19 protein-coding genes are annotated in these 21,371 nt (G+C 40.0%); 11 read left to right on the forward strand and 8 right to left on the reverse strand.

Translation table 11 applies throughout. The annotated features are described in order from the left end of the window. Positions 1-9 precede the first annotated feature (9 nt). Together adeG and adeF are read right to left on the reverse strand one after the other, a co-directional pair. Entirely contained in the window at positions 10-3,189 is a 3,180-nt protein-coding gene (adeG, locus tag NE363_RS05785) for a multidrug efflux RND transporter permease subunit AdeG (RefSeq protein ID WP_445536009.1), read from the reverse strand. A 6-nt stretch (positions 3,190-3,195) separates the two neighbouring features. Further along, entirely contained in the window at positions 3,196-4,416 is a 1,221-nt protein-coding gene (gene adeF, locus NE363_RS05790; protein WP_445536010.1) for a multidrug efflux RND transporter periplasmic adaptor subunit AdeF, read from the reverse strand. Between the two features lie 197 nt (positions 4,417-4,613). On the opposite strand from adeF, the gene NE363_RS05795 reads away from it, so the two are divergent. The 5 genes from NE363_RS05795 to NE363_RS05815 all read left to right on the forward strand — a co-directional run bounded on the left by NE363_RS05795 (position 4,614) and on the right by NE363_RS05815 (position 8,880). Then, positions 4,614-5,642 carry a LysR family transcriptional regulator gene (locus tag NE363_RS05795; RefSeq protein ID WP_004700483.1) on the forward strand — a complete coding sequence of 343 codons (1,029 nt, stop codon included), beginning with the start codon at positions 4,614-4,616 and terminating at the stop codon, positions 5,640-5,642. A gap of 175 nt (positions 5,643-5,817) precedes the next feature. Beyond that, positions 5,818-6,603, forward strand: coding sequence for an ABC transporter substrate-binding protein (locus tag NE363_RS05800; protein WP_019457144.1), 786 nt, complete (start codon positions 5,818-5,820; stop codon positions 6,601-6,603). A 91-nt stretch (positions 6,604-6,694) separates the two neighbouring features. Further along, positions 6,695-7,384: an ABC transporter permease gene (locus NE363_RS05805; RefSeq protein WP_004700487.1), complete on the forward strand. Its 690-nt coding sequence runs from the start codon at positions 6,695-6,697 to the stop codon at positions 7,382-7,384. Further along, complete coding sequence (locus tag NE363_RS05810; protein WP_445536011.1) at positions 7,381-8,094, forward strand: ABC transporter permease; 714 nt, start codon at positions 7,381-7,383, stop codon at positions 8,092-8,094. Before NE363_RS05805 ends, NE363_RS05810 begins: the two co-directional genes overlap by 4 nt. A gap of 9 nt (positions 8,095-8,103) precedes the next feature. Further along, positions 8,104-8,880: an ABC transporter ATP-binding protein gene (locus tag NE363_RS05815; protein ID WP_445536012.1), complete on the forward strand. Its 777-nt coding sequence runs from the start codon at positions 8,104-8,106 to the stop codon at positions 8,878-8,880. A 75-nt stretch (positions 8,881-8,955) separates the two neighbouring features. Here NE363_RS05815 and abeS read toward each other — a convergent pair whose 3' ends face one another. The 4 genes from abeS to NE363_RS05835 form a co-directional block, all read right to left on the reverse strand. Then, on the reverse strand, positions 8,956-9,285 hold the full coding sequence (gene abeS / locus NE363_RS05820) for a multidrug efflux SMR transporter AbeS (RefSeq protein ID WP_003650669.1): 330 nt from the start codon (positions 9,283-9,285) through the stop codon (positions 8,956-8,958). A gap of 257 nt (positions 9,286-9,542) precedes the next feature. Continuing rightward, positions 9,543-9,794 (reverse strand): YfhL family 4Fe-4S dicluster ferredoxin, encoded by a 252-nt coding sequence (locus NE363_RS05825; protein ID WP_445536013.1) that lies wholly within the window; start codon positions 9,792-9,794, stop codon positions 9,543-9,545. A gap of 2 nt (positions 9,795-9,796) precedes the next feature. Then, positions 9,797-11,167, reverse strand: coding sequence for a prephenate-dependent tRNA uridine(34) hydroxylase TrhP (gene trhP, locus NE363_RS05830; RefSeq protein WP_445536014.1), 1,371 nt, complete (start codon positions 11,165-11,167; stop codon positions 9,797-9,799). 56 nt (positions 11,168-11,223) lie between these two features. Further along, the gene (locus tag NE363_RS05835) at positions 11,224-12,690 is read right to left on the reverse strand and encodes a PLP-dependent aminotransferase family protein (protein WP_400198017.1); all 1,467 of its coding nucleotides are present in this window, start codon (positions 12,688-12,690) and stop codon (positions 11,224-11,226) included. 229 nt (positions 12,691-12,919) lie between these two features. Between NE363_RS05835 and NE363_RS05840 the strand changes: the two genes are divergently transcribed. Further along, entirely contained in the window at positions 12,920-13,789 is an 870-nt protein-coding gene (locus tag NE363_RS05840; protein WP_445536015.1) for a PhzF family phenazine biosynthesis protein, read from the forward strand. A gap of 53 nt (positions 13,790-13,842) precedes the next feature. On the opposite strand, the gene NE363_RS05845 is transcribed toward NE363_RS05840, so the two are convergent. Next, positions 13,843-14,622, reverse strand: a complete 780-nt coding sequence (locus NE363_RS05845) for a ferredoxin--NADP reductase (protein WP_002118187.1) — start codon at positions 14,620-14,622, stop codon at positions 13,843-13,845. A gap of 104 nt (positions 14,623-14,726) precedes the next feature. Here NE363_RS05845 and tsaA point away from each other — a divergent pair, with 104 nt between their 5' ends. Continuing rightward, the gene (tsaA, locus tag NE363_RS05850; RefSeq protein WP_445536358.1) at positions 14,727-15,455 is read left to right on the forward strand and encodes a tRNA (N6-threonylcarbamoyladenosine(37)-N6)-methyltransferase TrmO; all 729 of its coding nucleotides are present in this window, start codon (positions 14,727-14,729) and stop codon (positions 15,453-15,455) included. Positions 15,456-15,465: 10 nt separating this feature from the next. Here tsaA and NE363_RS05855 read toward each other — a convergent pair whose 3' ends face one another. Further along, positions 15,466-16,734: an MgtC/SapB family protein gene (locus NE363_RS05855; protein ID WP_445536016.1), complete on the reverse strand. Its 1,269-nt coding sequence runs from the start codon at positions 16,732-16,734 to the stop codon at positions 15,466-15,468. Positions 16,735-17,022: 288 nt separating this feature from the next. On the opposite strand from NE363_RS05855, the gene NE363_RS05860 reads away from it, so the two are divergent. The 4 genes from NE363_RS05860 to NE363_RS05875 all read left to right on the forward strand — a co-directional run bounded on the left by NE363_RS05860 (position 17,023) and on the right by NE363_RS05875 (position 21,328). Next, positions 17,023-18,780, forward strand: a complete 1,758-nt coding sequence (locus NE363_RS05860) for a GspE/PulE family protein (RefSeq protein ID WP_445536017.1) — start codon at positions 17,023-17,025, stop codon at positions 18,778-18,780. 75 nt (positions 18,781-18,855) lie between these two features. Next, positions 18,856-19,206, forward strand: a complete 351-nt coding sequence (locus NE363_RS05865; protein WP_445536018.1) for a NirD/YgiW/YdeI family stress tolerance protein — start codon at positions 18,856-18,858, stop codon at positions 19,204-19,206. Positions 19,207-19,310: 104 nt separating this feature from the next. Next, entirely contained in the window at positions 19,311-19,973 is a 663-nt protein-coding gene (locus tag NE363_RS05870; protein WP_107972959.1) for a response regulator transcription factor, read from the forward strand. Continuing rightward, positions 19,970-21,328, forward strand: a complete 1,359-nt coding sequence (locus NE363_RS05875; protein WP_445536019.1) for a sensor histidine kinase — start codon at positions 19,970-19,972, stop codon at positions 21,326-21,328. Before NE363_RS05870 ends, NE363_RS05875 begins: the two co-directional genes overlap by 4 nt. Positions 21,329-21,371: the final 43 nt, after the last annotated feature.

A 21,371-nucleotide genomic window follows, 5' to 3' on the forward strand; every position in this document is an offset into this window, starting at 1 on the left:
ATGTCCTCCTTAATGATCGTGTGGGTTAGCTAATGGCGCTTCATGAACTGCTGCGGAATGCAATTTATGTTTGCTATTCAATGTACGAATCAGGACGTAAAAGGCAGGGGTCAGGAATAAACCAAAGAAAGTTACCCCGATCATTCCGAAGAATACGGCAACACCCATGGCATGACGCATTTCAGAACCTGCACCAGTTGAAGTAACCAGTGGGACGACACCCATAATGAATGCAATAGAGGTCATTAAAATTGGACGTAAACGAAGACGACTTGCTTCAACTGCTGCTTTAAAAGCAGTTGCACCTTGCATTTCGAGTTCCCGAGCAAATTCAACAATCAAGATGGCATTTTTACAGGCCAGTCCGACCAGTACCATCAAACCGATTTGGGTAAAGATATTGTTATCTCCACTGGTGAGCCAAACACCTGTCAGAGCCGCCAAAATTCCCATCGGTACAATTAAGATGACTGCTAATGGTAAGGTTAGACTTTCATATTGAGCGGCTAAAACTAAGAACACGAGCAATACGCTAATTGGGAATACCCAAAGTCCTGCATTACCAGCCAAGATTTTTTGGTAAGTTAAATCTGTCCATTCAAACTTGATACCACGCGGCAAAGTTTGAGCAGCAATACGTTCAACAGCAGCTTCTGCTTGGCTAGATGAATAACCTGGTGCAGGACCGCCATTAATATCTGCTGCGGTATAACCGTTATAACGCACCACCATTTCAGGGCCATAGGTTTGAGTTACATTTACCAATGAAGATAATGGCACCATTTGTCCGGCACTATTACGGGTTTTAAGCTGCAAAATATCTTCAGGATTTGCACGGAAAGGCGCATCGGCTTGTGCACGAACCTGATAAACACGTCCAAAGCGGTTAAAGTCGTTAACATACTGCGAACCTAAATAAATCTGCATAGTGTTGAAAACATCTGTCACAGCAACACCTTGCTGTTTGGCTTTTACACGATCCAAATCTACGTTTAGTTGAGGTACGTTAATTTGATAACTTGAGAACATTGGACCAAGCTCAGGAGTTGATTGAGCTGCTTTCATAAAGTTTTGTGCAGCATCATTTAAGGCTGAATAGCCTAAGGCACCTCGGTCTTCAAGTTGAAGTTTAAAGCCGCCCATAGTCCCTAAGCCCATCACAGGTGGTGGTGGGAAAACCGCAATATAAGCATCTTGAATAGCTGAGTATTTCTGGTTTAAGGCACCTGCAATTGCATTTGCAGATAAGTCTTTGGCCTTACGTTCATCGAATGGCTTTAAGGTCACAAAGACAATACCGGCGCTTGAGCTGTTGGTGAAACCGTTAATTGAGAGACCAGGGAAGGCAACCGCGCTTTCTACACCAGGTTGTTTAAGTGCCGTATCACTCATTTTACGAATGACAGCTTCGGTACGATCTAATGATGCGCCGTTTGGTAGCTGCGCAAAACTAATCAAATATTGTTTGTCTTGAGCGGGAACAAAGCCACCCGGAACAATATAAGAAATACCAACGGTTAAACCTAGAAGAGCTGCATAGACACCCATTGCCGATGCTTTATGGGAGATAACACGACTTACGCCTTTACCATAGTTGTCTGACGCACGGGTAAATACGCGGTTAAATAGCGCAAAGAAACGTCCAAATACACGATTCATTATGCGTGTTAATGCATCAGGTTTCGCATCATGTCCTTTTAGTAGCATGGCTGCTAAAGCAGGAGATAGAGTGAGCGAGTTAAATGCCGAAATAACAGTTGAAATGGCAATAGTCATTGCAAATTGTTTATAAAATTGCCCTGTTAAGCCTGTCATAAAGGCAAGTGGAACGAACACGGCAACCAGCGTTAAAGCAATCGCAATAATCGGTCCGCTTACTTCTCGCATGGCACGGTAAGTCGCTTCCCTTGGATTTAAACCAGCTTCAATATTCCTCTCGACGTTTTCGACGACCACAATCGCGTCATCGACGACAATCCCGATGGCAAGTACCATCCCGAATAGCGAAAGCGCATTGATTGAGTAACCAAAAGCAAGCATGAGTGCGAATGTACCAATAATTGAAACTGGTACTGCAAGCAATGGAATGATTGAAGCACGCCATGTTTGTAAGAATAAAATAACGACCACAACAACCAGTGCAATTGCTTCAAGTAAGGTATGAACGACTGCTTTAATACTGGCACGTACGAATTGAGTCGGATCGTACACAATGTCGTATTTAATTGAAGATGGAAAATCTTTTGAAAGTTCTTTCATTGTGCTACGCACTTGATCAGAAACTTGCAAAGCATTCGCACCCGGTGCTTGGAAAATTGGAATGGCGACCGCTTGTTTGTTATCAAGTAATGAACGCAAACCATATTGTGAAGCTGCAAGTTCAACGCGTGCAACATCACCCAATCGAGTGACCGCACCATCAGGAGCAGTTTTTAAAATGATATCTGCGAATTCTTGCTCAGTGGTTAAACGACCTTGAGCGTTTACCGAAAGTTGTAAAGGGGAATTACTTGGTGATGCACCAATGGTTCCTGCTGCAACTTGAATGTTTTGTTCGCGGATTGCACTGACAATTTCGGTCGCGGTGAGGTTTCGCTGTGCCACTTTTTGTGGGTCCAGCCACACACGCATTGCATAGTCACCAGAACCAAATAAACCGACTTCACCTACACCTTGTAAGCGTGCCAAACGGTCTTTTACGTTGAGCACCGCGTAGTTACGCAAATAGGTCATGTCATAGCGATTATCTGGTGAGGTCAGATGAACAACCATGGTTAAAGTCGGTGAGCTTTTTAAAGTAGTAACGCCTAAACGCTGTACGTCTTCAGGTAAACGAGGCAGGGCTTGAGATACACGGTTTTGAACCAATTGCTGTGCTTTATCTGGGTCGATACCGAGCTTAAAGTTCACCGTAATGGTTAAATTACCGTCGCTGTTTGCCTGAGATTGCATATACAGCATATCTTCTACACCGTTTATAGATTCTTCAAGCGGAGAAGCAACAGTTTCAGCAATGACTTTTGGGTTTGCACCCGGATATTGAGTACGTACCACCACAGAGGGTGGAACAACTTCCGGATATTCTGAAATTGGTAGTTTAAATACCGAAAGAAGACCGGCAAGTAAAATCAGTACTGATAACACACCAGCAAAGATCGGCCGATCAATAAAAAATTTAGAGATATTCATATGTGATTAACCTTTTGCCGGAGTTGAAGTTTTTTCTGGTGGCTGAGGTTGAGGAGTAGTGCTGTTCGCAGTGATTTGTGCATTTGGCATAGGAACAAGGTGTGGTGTAACAGGGTCACCCGGACGAATCCGCTGTAAACCATTCACCACAATACGATCACCCGCTTGTAATCCGCTATTTACGATTTGCAAGCCATCTTGTTGTGCACCGAGTTTTACCTCACGGTAAGCAGTTTGATTTTTAGCGTCGACTACCACAACAAAACGTTTATCTTGATCGACACTAATTGCAGTTGGGCTAATCAGAATTGCTGAACGAGGTTGACCACCACCCAAACGGATTCGAGCATATAAACCCGGTAATAAAATGCCGTTAGGATTATCAAAAGTTGCTCGAACACGAATCGTACCTGAGGTCGTATTCAGGTTGTTATCAATGGAGTTGATAGTTCCTTCACGAGAGAAACCTGTTTCATTGGCAAGCCCCATATAGACAGGAGCTTGTGCTGAATTACGCTGATTACTGATGTATTTGAGATAAGTTTGTTCATCAACGTCGAAAGAGGCGTAAAGGCGAGATACAGACACCAAGCTTGTTAAGACCTGTGCGCCATTACCGGCAGACACCACATTACCAACGGTTACTTCGGCACGGGAAATTCGGCCGCTGACTGGTGCAGTAATACGAGTGTACTCAAGATTTAAACGTGCAGACTGAACAGCGGCTCTAGCAGCTTGTAGGTTGGCATTCGCTGAACGTGCATCATTTTCAGCTAGATCCAGCTCTTGGCGTGATACAGCATTACTCTGAATTAAACGTTGAATACGAGAAAGGTTAGATCCCGTATAAGTGACTTGTGCCTCAGCCGAAGCAAGTTGAGCTTGAGCACGATTCAGTTCTGCTTGGAAAGGACGTGGGTCGATTGTAAAAAGTAAATCGCCTTTTTTAACAAGACTGCCATCTTTGAAGTGTACGGAAATGAGTTTACCTGAAACCTGTGGCCGAATATCGACTTGATCAATCGCTTCTAAACGACCGGAATATTCTTGCCAATCGGTAATCGTTTTGCTAATGACATTAGAAATATCAACTGTTGCAGCTTGTTGGGCACTGGTCGGTGCAGCTTTTGCATCGGCATTTTCATGTAAAAACATAAAACTACCCCCTGTAGCCAAAATGGCGACAAAGATGGCAGACAGTGCGAACTGTTTGCGGGAAAATGACATGAGGTGCTCCTAGTTATTTGGATACCTGTTTTCAGACTTTTAGTTGTGGTCCGTATGGGAGAAACAGGGTTTATGGGATGGACGGAGCATAAAAGTTTGTCAATCACGAATAAATATATTAAATTCGATAACACTATTCGTATTTTTATAACAATTGATGTGTTTGATTAAATAAATGCATTGATAGGAGTGTGCGTGTGGATCTATTTCATGCGATGAAAGTATTTAACAAAGTTGTCGAAACAAATAGTTTCAGTTTAGCGGCTGACAGTTTAGGACTACCGCGTGCTTCTGTGACGACAACCATTCAAGGTTTAGAAAAACATTTACAAGTTCGTTTATTGAACCGAACCACTCGTAAACTGAGTTTGACACCAGATGGCGCAGTTTATTATGAAAGGACTGCACGAATTTTAGCCGACGTAGAAGATGTAGAATCGAATTTCCATGATTCTGAACGTGGCCCACGAGGTCGACTGCGCATTGATGTTAAAGCGTCAATTGGACGACTCATCCTTATACCAATGCTTTGTGATTTTCATGCCAAGTACCCCGATATTGATTTGGTAATTGGTATGAGTGATCGTCCAGTCGATTTGGTTCAAGATGCAGTGGACTGTGTTATTCGTATTGGTCAATTGAAAGATTCAAGTTTAGTTGCACGTCGTATCGGAACAATTCAGTGTGTCACTGTTGCTGCGCCTCGTTATTTGATGGAACATGGCGAACCAAAAACCATTGAAGATTTACAAAAACATCAAGTCGTGCATTATTTTAATAGCCGTACCGGACGCAATATTGACTGGGATTTTATGGTGGATGGCGAGATTCATAGCGTCGGTGTGAAAGGGCGTGTTTCTGTCAATGATAGTGATTCATATATTGATTTGGCAGTGCAAGGTTTCGGCTTAATTCAATGTCCATATTACATGGCGGCAAAACATTTAGAATCTGGTGCACTTAGAGAGGTATTGACTGAATGGTTACCTGCACCGATGCCAATATCAGTCGTTTATCTACAAAACCGTCATTTATCGCCTAAAGTTCGTGTATTTGTAGACTGGGTAGCTGAATTATTTGCAAGTTGTCCATTGTTGAGTGGTTGTTCAATGGCATGGGATTCGAAATGTGAATTTGCCAGCGCTAAAGAAAATAACCATGAATATACTATTCGGACATTGGTTGAAAATGAAAATATGGCAGAAGCCTATACACTCAAAAACTAATTTAAAATTTGAGTGATTTTTCAACATTTAGATAGTTAATCCAATCCATTGTTTAGACATATTCATAAATCCTTAATTTACTGGTATAGAAATTGCAATTATTTCGGCAGAAGAGTAATTTAGAAATTGCTCAAGTTTTTATCACCTTATTTGGATTTTAAGGAGAAGCTTCAAGATGGCAAGCTTTATGAAAAAAATGTTCGTTTCAACAACCTTAGTTTTGGCTGCTGTTGCAACGAATGTTCAAGCAAAGGATTGGAAGGTGATTCGTTTTGGTACTGAGTCGTCTTATGCTCCATTTGAATATAAAACACCAGATGGCAAGTTAACTGGTTTTGATGTTGATTTAGGTAATGCCATTTGTGCAAAGCTTAAAGCCAAATGTGTTTGGGTTGAAAACTCTTTTGACGGGATGATTCCCGCACTTAAAGCGAAAAAATTTGATGGCATTCTTTCATCAATGACAGTGACTGATGAACGTGCGAAACAAATTTTATTTAGTAGCAAAATCTACAATACGCCAACGCGTATGGTTGCAAAAAAAGGCTCACCGTTATTGCCAACACCTACTTCATTAAAAGGTAAGCGTGTAGGGGTACAACAGGGCACAATTCAAGAAACATACGCTAAAACCTATTGGGCTCCAAAAGGTGTGAGTGTTGTTCCTTATCCAACTCAAGACTTGATTTACCAAGACATGATGTCTGGTCGTTTAGATGCAACGTTACAAGATGCAATCATGGTTGATGGTGCTTTCTTAAAACAACCGAAAGGCAAAAACTTCGCTTTTGCTGGTGGCAATGTGGTTGATGTCAAAACATTGGGTGTAGGTGCGGCTATTGGTTTACGCAAAGAAGATGCAGATTTGAAAGCGAATATCGACAAAGCTTTGGCTGCAATCATTGCTGATGGCACATACAAGAAACTCGAGAAAAAATACTTCTCTTTTAGCATTTACTAATGATGTGAAAAATGTCGGCTAAGTGCCGACATTTTTAAATCTATTCTCATCTCATCAATATTAGATATTGTTTTTAAGGAGAAGATGAGTCATGTCTTTTTCTGGCTATGGGCCACTCCTTCTCAGCGGAACATGGATGACCATACAGCTTGCGCTGTTGTCACTCTTGCTTTCTGTCATTATTGGCTTAATTGGTGCGAGTTCAAAACTCTCTAATATTAAAGCTTTACGTTATATTGCGACCGGCTATACCACGCTCATTCGTAGTGTGCCTGACTTAGTGATTATGCTGCTGTTATTTTATAGCTTGCAGTTGGGTCTAAATCAAATTACTGAAGCACTGCAAATGGACCAGATTGATATCAACCCATTTGTGGCTGGTGTGATTACCTTAGCGTTCATTTATGGTGCATATTTTACAGAGACCTTTCGTGGTGCATTTCAATCGGTTCCAACGGGACAAATTGAAGCAGCAATGGCCTATGGGATGACGCCGTGGCAGGTTTTTCGACGTGTTTTATTCCCTCAAATGATGCGTTTTGCATTGCCTGGTATTGGTAACAACTGGCAAGTTTTGATTAAAGCGACCGCACTGGTTTCCATTATTGGCCTAACTGACATTGTAAAAATTACGCAAGATGCAGGTAGAAGTACCATGCAATTGTTCTTTTTCAGCATCGTCGCTGCTGCAATTTATTTGGCAATTACCACCGTGTCAAACCTGATTTTAATGTGGCTTGAACGTCGTTATTCTGCTGGTGTAAGGAAGGGGCAATTATGATTGAAATCCTTCAACAATATTGGAAGGCATACCTTTGGACCGATGGCCTACAAATGACCGGTGTTGCGATGACTGCTTGGTTATTGGTACTTTCAATCGGTATTGGGTTTCTGCTTGCCGTGCCTTTATCACTTGCACGAGTATCAGAAAATATCTGGTTACGTGGCCCAGTTTGGCTGTTTACTTATGTGTTTCGTGGAACACCACTGTACATCCAATTGTTAATTATTTACTCGGGCATTTATAGCTTTGATTATGTCCATGAACATCAAGCACTCGATGCATTCTTTCGAGAGGGCATAAATTGCACCATTTTGGCGTTCGCGCTCAATACTGGTGCATATACGACTGAAATCTTTGCTGGAGCGATTCGTTCTATTCCACATGGCGAGATTGAGGCTGCCCAAGCTTTTGGAATGTCAAAATGGAAACTCTACACACGTATTATCATTCCGTCGATGTTACGCCGTGCTTTACCGTTTTATGGTAACGAAGTCATTTTGATGTTGCACGCGACAACCATTGCATTTACAGCAACTGTTCCTGACATTTTAAAAATTGCGCGTGATGTTAATGCGGCAACCTATGACACTTTCAATGCTTTTGGAATTGCTGCGGTGTTATATGCGATGTTGGCATTTATTTTGATTTGGATATTTCGTAAGTTGGAAAAACGTTGGTTGGCATTTTTAAAGCCATCGAATCATTAGGAGACATAAATGGAACACGTTGCAAAACTAGTGATTCGTGATTTACACAAAACATTTGGCGATCATGAAGTACTGAAAGGGATATCACTTGATGCAAATGCCGGTGATGTGATTAGTATTATTGGTTCATCGGGTTCAGGTAAAAGTACTTTACTCCGCTGCATTAACTTTTTGGAACAACCGAGCAATGGCACGATTAAGCTCAATGGTGAAAAACTACGCACAGTCTTTGATAAAAAAGGCAATTTAAAAGTAGTTGAACCAAAGCAACTACAAAAAATGCGTACGCAGCTCATGATGGTGTTTCAGCACTTTAATTTATGGTCACATATGACGGTGCTTGAAAATGTCATTGAAGGGCCCATTCACGTACTTGGGATAAAACGTGCTGAAGCTGAAGAGCGTGCAAGGAAATATCTACGCAAAGTTGGATTACCTGAAAGTGTTGAAAGTAAATATCCGGCATTTTTATCTGGTGGTCAGCAGCAACGTGTAGCGATTGCTCGTGCTTTGGCTATGGAACCGGAAGTGATGCTATTTGATGAACCAACCAGTGCGCTTGACCCAGAGTTGGTGGGTGAAGTACTCAAGGTTATGCAGAGTTTGGCTGAAGAAGGCCGTACCATGATTGTGGTGACACATGAAATGGGCTTTGCACGTCATGTGTCTAATCAAGTGATTTTCTTGCATCAAGGGAAAATTGAGGAACAGGGCCATCCTGATGAAGTACTCAACAATCCGAAAAGTGAGCGTTTAAAGCAATTTTTGACGGGCAGTTTGAAATAAGTTGTTTATACCGAGTAAGGTGAAATTTTTTAAAAAAGGATTCGCATCTTACTCGGTTGCTTTTTTAATTATATTTTATAGATGGGTATTTTTAGAAAACACATTAATAATGATAATACCTGCAATCATTAAAGTAAGACCAATACAGGCCGCCAAATCTAAATGCTGTTTGTAAAATATCCAGCCAATTGCAGAAATTAAAATAATACCCGCGCCCGACCAAATGGCGTATGCAATTCCGATCGGAATCGTTTTGAGGGTGAGAGACAATAGATAAAAAGCAATTGCATAGCCCACAACTGTAATAATGGATGGAATAGGAACAGTAAAACCTTGAGATGCTTTTAAGGCTGAAGTTGCAATGACTTCACAAGCAATCGCAATTGCTAAATAAAGATAAGACATGGGGAGCTACGCCAGAATGAGTTTTAATCAATCTACATGAAATGTTGAAATGGTTTGGCAGTTTTAACGATTGTTTAATTTTTTTGGTACAAAATAACCAGTAAATCAAACTGAACTGATAAATTGATTTTATCACTAGCAAAGTGTTCTCAGCTATTTATTCACTTATTTATTCACTTATTTAATCATTGATCTGCATAGTCATTTAAGAGGATCAACGACTTTAGCTTGATCCTCTATAGACTTTTAAAGATAGATTAGCTGAGTATATTTAAACTTTTAAATTTCTCTAGAAGCTCCTCTTTATTTTCAATATGCGCAGGGTCTGGTTTTATGCAATCGATAGGGCAAACCGCCTTACACGTAGGCGCATCGTAAAAGCCTACACACTCGGTACAACGAAGTGGATCAATTTCATAAACTTTGCTCCCTTCAAAAATAGCGATGTTGGGACATTCAGGTAAGCACATATCACAGTTGATGCAGTCACTCGTAATCAAAAGTGTCATGTTTAACTCGCTGAATAAGCCAATGTAGATGCAGTAATACTTTCTTTCGCATGTGGCAAATTGCGTACGAGTAGGGCATAACTGATATCAACATCTTGTGAGAATGGAATTTCAACAAAATGTCCCGAACCTTTAGCATCTGTAATTGGGTTACCTTTTAAATCACGCATTTCGGTTAAGGTAAAAGTGATATTGCCTTGAGGTGTCATGAGTTCTAGTGAGTCGCCAACCACAAAACGGTTTTTAACTTCAATGTGAATATAATCGCCGTGACGTGCTAAAACCTCTCCACAAAATTGTTGATAGTCAAAATGTGATGAACCATCGGCATAGTTTTGATATTCACTGTGTACGTGACGTCTTAAAAAACCTTCGGTATAACCGCGATTTGCCAATCCTTCGAGCTGAGTCATTAAGCTTGGGTCAAATGGTTTACCTGTTAAAGCATCATCAATAGCTTTTCGATAAATTTGTGCAGTACGGGCACAATAAAAATACGATTTAGTACGCCCTTCAATTTTCAGTGAGGCGATGCCCATCTTGGTTAAACGATCTACATGCTGTACCGCACGTAAATCTTTAGAATTCATAAAATAGGTGCCGTGTTCATCTTCTTCAGCAGCAAACATTTCTTCATCATTACGTTGTACAAGCAAAGTTTGAGCTGAAGTTGTCTCTGATTGTGCTGATGAGCAGCAAGACTTCTCTGACGTGTTGAGCTGAGTGACTGGAATTACATCGCCGTTTGCATCTTCTTGGGTTTCATGCAACTTATAGTCCCAACGGCACGCATTGGTACAAGCACCTTGGTTGGCATCACGTTTGTTCATATATCCTGAAAGTAGGCAACGGCCTGAGTAGGCCATGCATAGTGCGCCATGTACAAAAACTTCGAGTTCAATATCTGGTACGTGTTGCTGGATTTCTTCTATTTCTTCTAATGACAACTCGCGCGATAAAATCACACGGCTTAAACCGTAATCTTTCCAAAATTTAACAGTGGCCCAGTTAATGGCATTGGCTTGAACAGATAAATGAATTTGTACTTCTGGGAAATGTTCACGTACCATCATAATTAAACCTGGGTCAGACATAATGAGCGCATCTGGCTGCATTGCTACAATCGGCTCAAGATCACGAATAAAGTTCTTTAATTTGCTGTTATGAGGCTGAATATTCACCACAACATAAAACTTTTTACCCAAAGCATGCGCTTCATCAATTCCAATTTTTAAGTTGTCATGATCAAAAGCATTATTACGAACACGTAAGCTATAACGTGGTTGGCCGGCATATACGGCATCTGCTCCATAGGCAAATGCATAGCGCATGTTTTTTAGTGAACCTGCGGGAGAGAGGAGTTCAGTTTTCATAAAATAAAAGGCATAAAAAATATATGGTTTTATTTTATTAACTCCACATTTTGGATTCAACCTACTGAATTAGTAGGGATTTGACCTATATCTTTTTGCGCGGGCAGCATATTTTTTGCTAACTCTCCTAAGCGCATCAAAGCATTTAACATTTTAGGATTTAGCTCGAAACACGCAGCTATACGTAAGCAGTGACTAAATCTTTTATCAGCTGAACATAAAATTCCCGGCATGCATAAGATTTTTTCATCCATTGCCTGATGAAAAAGTTCTAATGCATCAATAGACTCGGGTAGCTCTAACCATAAAATAAATCCTGCTTGCGGTCGACTGACTCGAGTACCGACTGGAAAATAACGGCAAATATAAGATTTGATGGTGTCAATTTGTTGTTGATAGCGTTTTTTAAGATGCCTTAAGTGCAGATCATAACCTCCATTCTCTAAGAAAAGCCCTAAAGTTTCTGTAAGTAGAGCTGGCTCGGCAACTGTCGTTGTTAATTTAATTTGCTGCACAATATTACGAAAGCGCCCAGCTTCTAACCAACCAATTCGATAGTCGGGTGCTACGGTTTTCGTATAGCTACCACATACCAAAACCCATCCATTTTGGTCAAATGCCTTAATGTTGGGTAAGAGCGGTTCAGTCAGTTGCAGTTCGGCGTACATTGCATCTTCAATGACAGGGATTTGAAACTGATTAGCAAGCTCTGCTAAGCGACGACGGTTGCTTTCAGGCATGCTAAAACCGAGAGGATTGTGTCCTGTTGGAATAGTTAATATGGCTTGTACACTTTTAGATTTTAACAGTTCTTCAAGAGCATCTAGGCACATACCTGTATGCGGCGAGGTCGGCACTTCTACAATTTTTCGACCTAAATTATGAAGAAGCGGGTAGAGATTATGAAATGTAGGAAGCTCAAGTGCAATGCTGTCACCAGCTTGGGTGGTTGCCATAATCGCGAGACTTAAAGCTTCCATGGTGCCATGAGTGAGTACAATATCATCTGCTGAAAGAAACATACCAAGCTGTAAGCCTCGCCTCGCAATTTGTGTACGTAAACGTATAGAGCCGGGCGGTAAAGTATAGTTTTTAAAAATGTCTGGCTGTGTCCGTAAAACTTGAGCAGTTAAGCGTTTTAAGCGTTCAATTGGATAGAAGTTTTCACCTGTAGGGCAAGCCAGAGCCAAATTGACATAGTCAGGATCCATCTGCTTTTTAACAATTTGCGCGAGAAAACAGCTAATTCCTGAAAGAGATACTTTTTCTTCACTGACATAACGCTCTTCGAGTTCTAGTAAGTTTGAAGGTGCATGACAAACATAGTAACCAGACTGTGGACGAACTGAAATTAAACCTTGATCTTCAAGCTGACGATAAGCTTCTTTTACGGTGTTAATGCTGACCTGATAATGATTTGCGCAGTCGCGAATTGATGGTAAACGGGAGCCGATAGGCTGTCTGCCATTCTGAATTTGAAGGGTTAGGTCATCACTTACTTTTTTATATTTGTACATGTCAATTCATTAAAAAGCCAAAGCAATGGATACACTTTATCGTGATCTTTTATTTAACTCAAATATTGTGGTTGCTTTTGATTGATTCATTTAACACAAATCTAAACTTAAAAACTGTGTCTATTATTTTTCATCTTAACTGATACTGTGACCATTAAAAATAAAGCAGTAAGATCAAAAAATGGTGAGGATTTAAAACCATAATTTTTAATTACAAGATCAGTAGGAGTGGTCTATGTCTGTTGTTGCATTTAAACAAGTTGATGTTTTTACTTCACAAGCATTTAAAGGTAATCCTGTTGCAGTCATTATGGACGCTAGTACCTTAACATCTGAACAGATGCAGGGAATTGCGAATTGGACCAATCTTTCTGAAACGACATTTGTGCTCCCTGCGACTGATTCTCATGCTGACTATCAGGTTCGAATTTTTACTCCGCAAAGTGAGTTGCCATTTGCAGGACATCCTACAATTGGTACTGCCTATGCTTTGCTTGAGGCGGGCCTCGTGACAGCTAAAGGCGGTAAACTGGTACAGCAATGTGCTGCAGGTTTGGTGACTCTGACTGTAAGTGACTCAAAGCATATTTCATTTGAACTACCTAAGCCTAAAATTACACCATTAGATGCAATGCACACTGAGAAATTAGCAGAAATTTTAAAATGCGAAATTAATACTCAATGGAATGCTACATTGGTGAATGTAGGCGCGCGTTGGGTTGTATTGCAAGCGGTGAATGCTGAAGCTGTTTTAGCGGCTCAACCAGACTTTGCAGCCTTGAAACAACATGATTTAGAAATGAAAGTTACGGGCGCGACTGTTTTTGGTTTTTATGAAAATAATAATGAGCAAAAACACATAGAAGTTCGTTCATTTGCCCCTTCATGTGGAATAAATGAAGACCCAGTTTGTGGTAGCGGGAATGGTAGTGTGGCGTCTTTTATTCGTTACCGTGGGATTTTGCCAGCACAAAATGATGTGGTGTTTTCTTCACAAGGTCAGGCTTTAGGCCGTGATGGACAGCTGAAACTTGAATTACATCAAGATAAAATTTTGGTGGGTGGAACGGCTGTTACCTGTATTGATGGCACAATCAAGTTATAAAACACATATAAAAAAACCGAGGACTTAGCCTCGGTTTTTTATTTAGAAAAATCTTATTTTTCTACGAACGCACGCTCAATCACGTAATCGCCCATCTCACCCATACGAGGTGATTCAACTAAACCATGTTGGTCAAGTAATGCAGCCACGTCTTTTAAGAATGCAGGGCTACCGCAAAGCATTGCACGGTCAGTTTCACGGTTAAAACGTGGTAAACCGATTTTTTCAAATAAAGCACCAGTTTCAATTGCTGTTGTTACACGGCCTTGCGTGTGGAAAGGCTCACGAGTAACAGTAGGGTAGTAAACAAGTTTGTCTTTAATACCTAATTCTTCAAAGAATTCATGGTTTGGTAATTCGTTCAAGATTAGGTCTTGATACGCTAATTCAGAAATATAGCGTGTACCATGAACAACGATTACTTTTTCAAAGCGTTCGTAAGTTTCTGGGTCACGAATAATTGATAAGAATGGAGCAAGACCAGTACCAGAAGATAAAAGGTACAAGTTTTTACCTGGTAAAAGGTCATCATGAACCAATGTACCTGTTGGTTTTTTAGAAACTAAAATTTCGTCACCAACTTGTACTTTTTGCAAAATCGAAGTTAAAGGACCGTCTTGTACTTTAATTGAGAAGAATTCTAACTCTTCTTCGTAGTTCGCACTTGCAATCGAATACGCACGCATTAACGGTTTGCCATTCACTTCAAGTCCGATCATCACGAACTGACCATTTTTAAAACGTAAGCTAGTGTCGCGTGTAGTTTTAAAACTGAAAAGGGTGTCATTCCAGTGGTGCACATGAGTAATGCGTTCAACGTTAAAAGCAGCCATTAAAGGTCTCGATCACGATTAAAAGAAAACAGATTGCTATTCTAATCTAATTTCATTCCCGATAAACTGAATATATTTAATTGTGTTTATAAGAAAAAGTGATGATGAACTCTGTCACCCTCCCAATAGTCGGGCACATGTGCTCACCTTTTCGAGAAAAATTTGGTATTCCACGTCAGCCCAACTTGGTCAATATCGAGTCTTACATCGAAATGGTAGAACCTTATAATGACTTATTGGCTTTTGAGGGAATTGATCAATTTACTCATCTCTGGCTCATCTGGCAGTTTCATGACAATAAAAATCAGGAGACTGCAACTAAGTTTCGACCTCAGGTTCGCCCACCACGTTTAGGGGGGAATGAAAAAATTGGTGTATTTGCAACACGCAGTATGTATCGTCCAGCGCCTGTAGGTTTATCTGTAGTACGTTTAAAAAAGGTTGAAAAAGTCGGTAAGTCTTTAAGAGTGTATGTTACGGGCAGTGATTTACTAAATGGCACGCCAATTTTAGATATTAAACCTTATATTCAATATTCAGATGCCATTGCTGATGCTCAAAGTGGCTATGCACAAGCTGAACCAGAACGAAAGCAAGTCATCTGGTCGGAAAGTGCATTGACTACTCAGCAAAATCTTCTAAAAAATAAAAAAATTAACGGGCAATATCTGGATGAATTAGAGCAAGTTCTAGCTTTAGACCCAAGGCCTGCCTATCAAGAAGACCCTGAACGAGTCTATAAAATGAAGTTTTCTAATTTTGATATTCATTTTAAAGTCAATGATAATGTAATTACAGTAGTTGATATGGTAGAAGATATTTTACTTGCTTAAGCATCTCATTTCAAAACCAATGTATGTTCATCCATAGCAGGCAAATTAATATCGCCATGTGAGTGAGTTGTGCGGGAATAAAAGCAAGGGCATAGCGCATTCCACCTGAAATAGCCGAATTAATGCTCTTGGCAATTGCATGCACTGCAAAACCACTCATAAAAGCGATTAGTAGCGATGTGTGAGCGTTATTCGGTTCTCCTTGTACAATTACTGCTGCAATAGCTGCATGTATTTCAAACAAAGAAGCGAGTAGAGTCCCTGCGATTAAGCCTGCATTTCCTAAATATAGACTTAGACCATAAACACCAATCTGAATGAGTGTGAGTGTTCCCGCAATAATCACGGCTTCTTTTAAGCTGAACATTCTGGAGTCTAATTCGGCTGAAGTCGTACTTGGTTCCGCCTTACGTAATAAAATAAAAGCCCACACCGCTAAAAAAACCAAAGCAATCAGCATTGGAAATATAATGACTTTGAACCATGCTAAGCTAATTCCAATCACAATAATTAAGGTCTGAATGAGTGTAGAAACACACGACATCAATGCAGCACCTGCATTTGTGGTGGCGTTCGCACGACCAGAACGAACTTCTAAACCTAGAGTTGCAATAGTCGCTGTACTCGATACAAAACCAGATGCTAAAGAAGAAAGTAATAAAGCATTTTTAGATGACAAAAGCCGTTTTGCAATATGTGCGAGAGCTTGCACAAATAAAATCAAAGTCAGTAATTTTAAAATGACATGTGGGTTTAAAACTGGACCCCAAAATGGTTTATTGGGGACTAACGGCAGTGCTATTAAAAGTAAGGCAAGTAGAAAAATACCATCACGTAATTCCGATTCGGTAATCCATTGACTGGCAATGCCATGCATAGATTGTTTTGCTAATAAAATAATCGTTATGATGACGGCGAGACCCGCAGCTAACGAAATATTCCAGATACAAAGCGCTCCTATAAAGTAAGTCATAATAAAAGCGAGTTCGGTAGTCACACCGGGGTCATTCGGCTGATTTTTAAGGGAGACAATGCTGATCGCGCCAATAAGTAGAGCGCCTACAATTCCAATTTCAGTACCAAATAAAAAGCAGATTGCACCAAGTAGGGAGCTAATTGCAAAAGATCGAAAACCTGCAAAAGTCTTATATTCGTGTTTGAGCTTGCTTCTTTCACGTTCCAAACCAATTAATAACCCGCAGCCTAATGCAGCAGCAATAATGGTGATAAATTCTTCAAAAGATGCATTTTGTAATGACATTGTCATTGGAAGATTCATAATACTTCCTCATTGGTTTATTGTTATATACAGGTGTTAATCATATTTAAATCATGTATTCATATGCAGTGTATGCTTTTTATTGTATTGAGCCTAGTCTCTTTTTTAATCAAACTATCACAATAAACATCTTTATAAATATGATCTATGCCACAAAACAATAATAAGTTGAGAATTGGTTTAATTAATTGAAGTTAAAAGGTATTTAAAAGCTGAATTTGGAAATTTTCATACCCGTTAAATCTAAAACATCTCTGCTATATTATAAAAATATATTGGGGATAACACATGAATGCACATGTAGAAATAGACGCACATTGGTGCCTAGAACAACTATTACAAGAAGGCCGTATTACTGAGCGTGATAAATTACTGGTACAAACGACAAATAGACAAAAAGATCAATTGAAATGGCATCCATTACAGTGGATTGCGCATTTTAATTTAAAAGACCAACACCACGTTCAGGCGCATTTAAGTTTAAACCGCCTGTGCCAATGGTTTGCCGATCGGGCGCAATTACCATTATTTGTGATTGATCCTTTAAAGGCAGATGTCAGTGCTTTAACTCAAGTCATGTCACAAGAGTTTGCGATTCGAAACCACATTTTAGCTGTAGAAGTCCATACGGATCGAATTGTGATTGGTACCGACCAGCCTTTTAAAATAGATTGGTTAAACAATCTGGAAAGAAGCCTAGCACCGAAGAAAATTGAACGGGTACTGCTTAATCCCGAACAGTTGCAACGTTATTTGCGAGAGTATTATCAGGTTAGCCGTGCTGTAAATTCAGCTCAAAAAGATGCTGCGCATGACCGTGATAACAAGGGAGTAGAAGCACTTTTACAGCTTGGTGATAGCCAAAACCCTGATGCGAATGATCAACACATTGTGAAATTGGTCGACTGGATTTTACAGTTTGCATTTGAACAAAGCGCCAGTGATATTCACATGGAACCACGCAAAGACAATGGTAAAGTTCGGTTTCGTATTGATGGTGTTTTACACACCATTTATAACATGCCTTCAAATACACTGACCGCCGTGATTTCCCGAATTAAAATTTTAGGGCGGTTAAATGTAGCGGAAAAGCGTAAACCGCAAGATGGTCGATTAAAAACACGGACACCGAAAGGACAAGAAACCGAACTACGTTTATCAACTTTGCCGACTGCATTTGGTGAAAAACTGGTTATGCGTATTTTCGACCCAGATGTACTGGTACGTTCTTTTCAGCAATTAGGTTTTGATCGGTCTTTATTACAACAGTGGCAACGCATAACACAAAATAGTCACGGCATTATTTTGGTTACTGGTCCAACAGGTTCTGGTAAAACCACAACGCTATATTCTTCTTTAAAGCAACTCGCAACCGATCAAGTCAATGTCTGTACCATTGAAGACCCGATTGAAATGCTAGAGCCTAGTTTTAACCAAATGCAGGTCAATAATGCAATTGATCTGGGCTTTGCTGATGGTGTGCGTGCCCTGATGCGTCAAGATCCAGACATTATTATGATTGGGGAAATTCGTGACCAAGACACTGCGAATATGGCTATTCAGGCGGCACTCACAGGGCATTTGGTACTGTCAACTTTACATACCAATGATGCGCCGTCTAGTTTGACTCGTTTGCATGATTTAGGTGTACAACCATTTCTGACAGCAGCAACTATTTTAGGCGTATTGGCACAGCGTTTAGTGCGACAGCTTTGCCCGCACTGTAAGCAACAAACTCATATTAATGAGGATGAATGGCAGCACCTAACATTCGACTACATTATGGAAATGCCAGAAAAAGTGTATCAAGCAGTAGGCTGTGAACAATGCCGTCATACAGGCTATAAAGGGCGAGTCGGTATTTATGAATTTATGCCTGTTAGTCTTGAGCTTAAGCATCTGATTGGTAGTCACGCAACATTAAATGAAATAAGAAGCCAAACTAAAAAAGAAAGTGTGGAGCCTTTGCGAATTGCTGGAGCGCATAAAGTCATTGAAGGGCTTACTACTTTGGAAGAGGTATTACGTGTTGTGCCTTTAAATTAAATTTTTCTTAAGATTCACCTCATTTATGCTTGTTTTACTGATGTCATTCCAAGATGTAATCAAATGGGTGATTTTATGAAAACATTTAAAGTGATCTTGATGACAGCTATTACTGGTATCGCCATAACACATCTATCTACGAGTCAGGCAGCAGCGATACCTGCAACGGTCACTACTGTTAAGCAAGCATTAAAGGCAAAAGACAATACGCCTGTAAAATTACATGGGCAAGTGGTGAAGTCTATAGGTGATGAGAAATATCAGTTCCGAGATAAAACAGGCACTATCATTATTAATGTAGATGATGAACTTTGGCAGGGTCATCCTATTTCTCCAACGACTAATATTGGTCTGGTTGGTGAAGTCGATATAGACTTTAAACCCTCAAAACATGTAGAAATTGATGTAGAGCAAGTCCAATTTTAAGCATTGGACTTTGCTTATACCATTTATAGCCGCACGAATGATGCGGCTTTGCTTTTTTAATAAATGCTTGGCAAGATCAAGTCAGAATATAACAGGATAAATAGATGAGAATTTTGCTTGCAGAAGATGATCGCTCTCAAGCGGAAAGTATTCAATCTTGGTTAGAGTTAGATGGCTATCAAGTCGACTGGGTTGAAAGAGGTGATTACGCGCTTACTGCGATTGAACAGCATGACTATGACTGTATTCTACTTGATCGAGGTTTGCCTGAATTGGCGGGTGAAAAAGTCTTAACAACAATACGTTATAAACAAAAAAATGTACCTGTCATTTTTATTACAGCGCGTGACAGCATTCATGACCGAGTAGAGGGGCTAGATTTAGGTGCTAATGACTACTTGGTTAAACCTTTTAGTTTAGAAGAGTTATCTGCCCGTATCCGAGCTCAATTGCGCAAACAAACTTTGAGTCAGCAATCGATTTTAATGTGGGGAGATTTACACCTCGATACTCAAGCGAAAGTTGTATTATTGGCGGGAATCTCTATCGATTTAACAGCAAAAGAGTTCCAAATCTTACGTAAGCTCATGGTTCATCCTGAACATATTATTACGCGTGATCAGTTAGAAGAAGCGCTCTATGCATGGGGTGACGAGATTGAAAGTAATGCAATAGAAGTTTTTATTTACCAGCTTCGAAAAAAAATCGGCAGTAGCAGCATTAAAACCATACGGGGACTAGGCTACCGTATGGGAGATTTAAAATGAAACTGAACCGTTCATCTTTACAGTCACAACTGGTTAAGACCACCATGTGGAGCAGTGTAGTGGTCGGGCTGTTGGCTTTAGGTTTACTGACTATATTCTCGATTTACCACAACATGTCCGTGCAAGATCAAATTATGGATGAAATTTCAGATACTTTGTTGGTTTCTGATCTTTCTAACCATCCTATGAAGCAGTTTGATGAGCTTAGTGATGAATTTGATATTCAATATGAATTATTAAACTCTGGTCAATTGCTTACCCATTCTCATACTTATCAACATGAGCTTTTTGAGCAGGGTAATTTATCTAAAGGGTTTTCATACTTTTGGTTTGATGGTCAATTATGGCGTAGTCTGGCCACACAGCAAAAAGATTCAGAGCTGCAAGTTGAAGTCTTTCAGCCTATGAGTACACGTGTTGAAGAGGTACTCAAAGCACTCGCTGGATATAGCGGTCTTATGGTTCTGTTCTGGCTATTACAATGGGTGATTGTAAGCTGGCGTACAGAACAACAATTGGCGGCTTTAAATCTACTCTCTAAACGTATTGCTCAAAAAACTGCATCAAATTTAGAACCAATTCAAGACCCGGATGTCATTACAGAAATTCAACCAGTCATAGATGCTTTAAATCAGTTACTTGCAAGACTCCAGCGGGCGCTTGTTGCTGAACAACGCTTTACCGCAGATGCCTCACATGAGTTACGTTCACCTTTATCAGCAATACAAATGCGGCTTCAAGTTTTACAGCGTAAATACCAGCATGTTCCAGAGCTTGACCAAGACTTTGAACGCATCCAACAAGACGTTTCAAGAAGTACAAAAATTCTTGAAAATTTACTACTACTTGCTCGTTTAGAGCCTAATAAAACAGAACAGCCAGATCTGTTTAAGAGTGTGATTGATTTAAACCATATATTGGCTCGAGTCATAGAAACCGTAAATATTGATGCGCAAGCCAAACAAATGATGATTGAGACCAATATTTTGTCAAATGAAACTAAAGTATTTGCGAATGAAGAGTTACTCTTTATTGCTTTTCGAAATCTATTTGATAACGCGATTCGCTATAGTCCTGCTTTAGGATTTATTCATGTTGAACTGAGTCAGTCCCAGCAACAACTGAAAATTTCTATAGAAGACGCTGGAAATGGGGTAGATGATGAAGTTTTAAGACGTCTAGGACAGCGTTTTTTTCGGGTATTAGGTACGCAGCAGCAAGGGTCAGGACTAGGACTCTCAATTACTAAAAAAATTATTCAACTCCATAGTGGAGAACTACAATTTATGCATGCAAGCCAAGGTGGTTTAAAAGTTGAAGTGATAATGCCTTTTAATCAGGAAATACAAAAATAGCATGGTTGCCCATGCTATCCATTTTTTGTTTTCCCACGAATAT

Source organism: Acinetobacter sp. G18 (genome assembly GCF_052660225.1).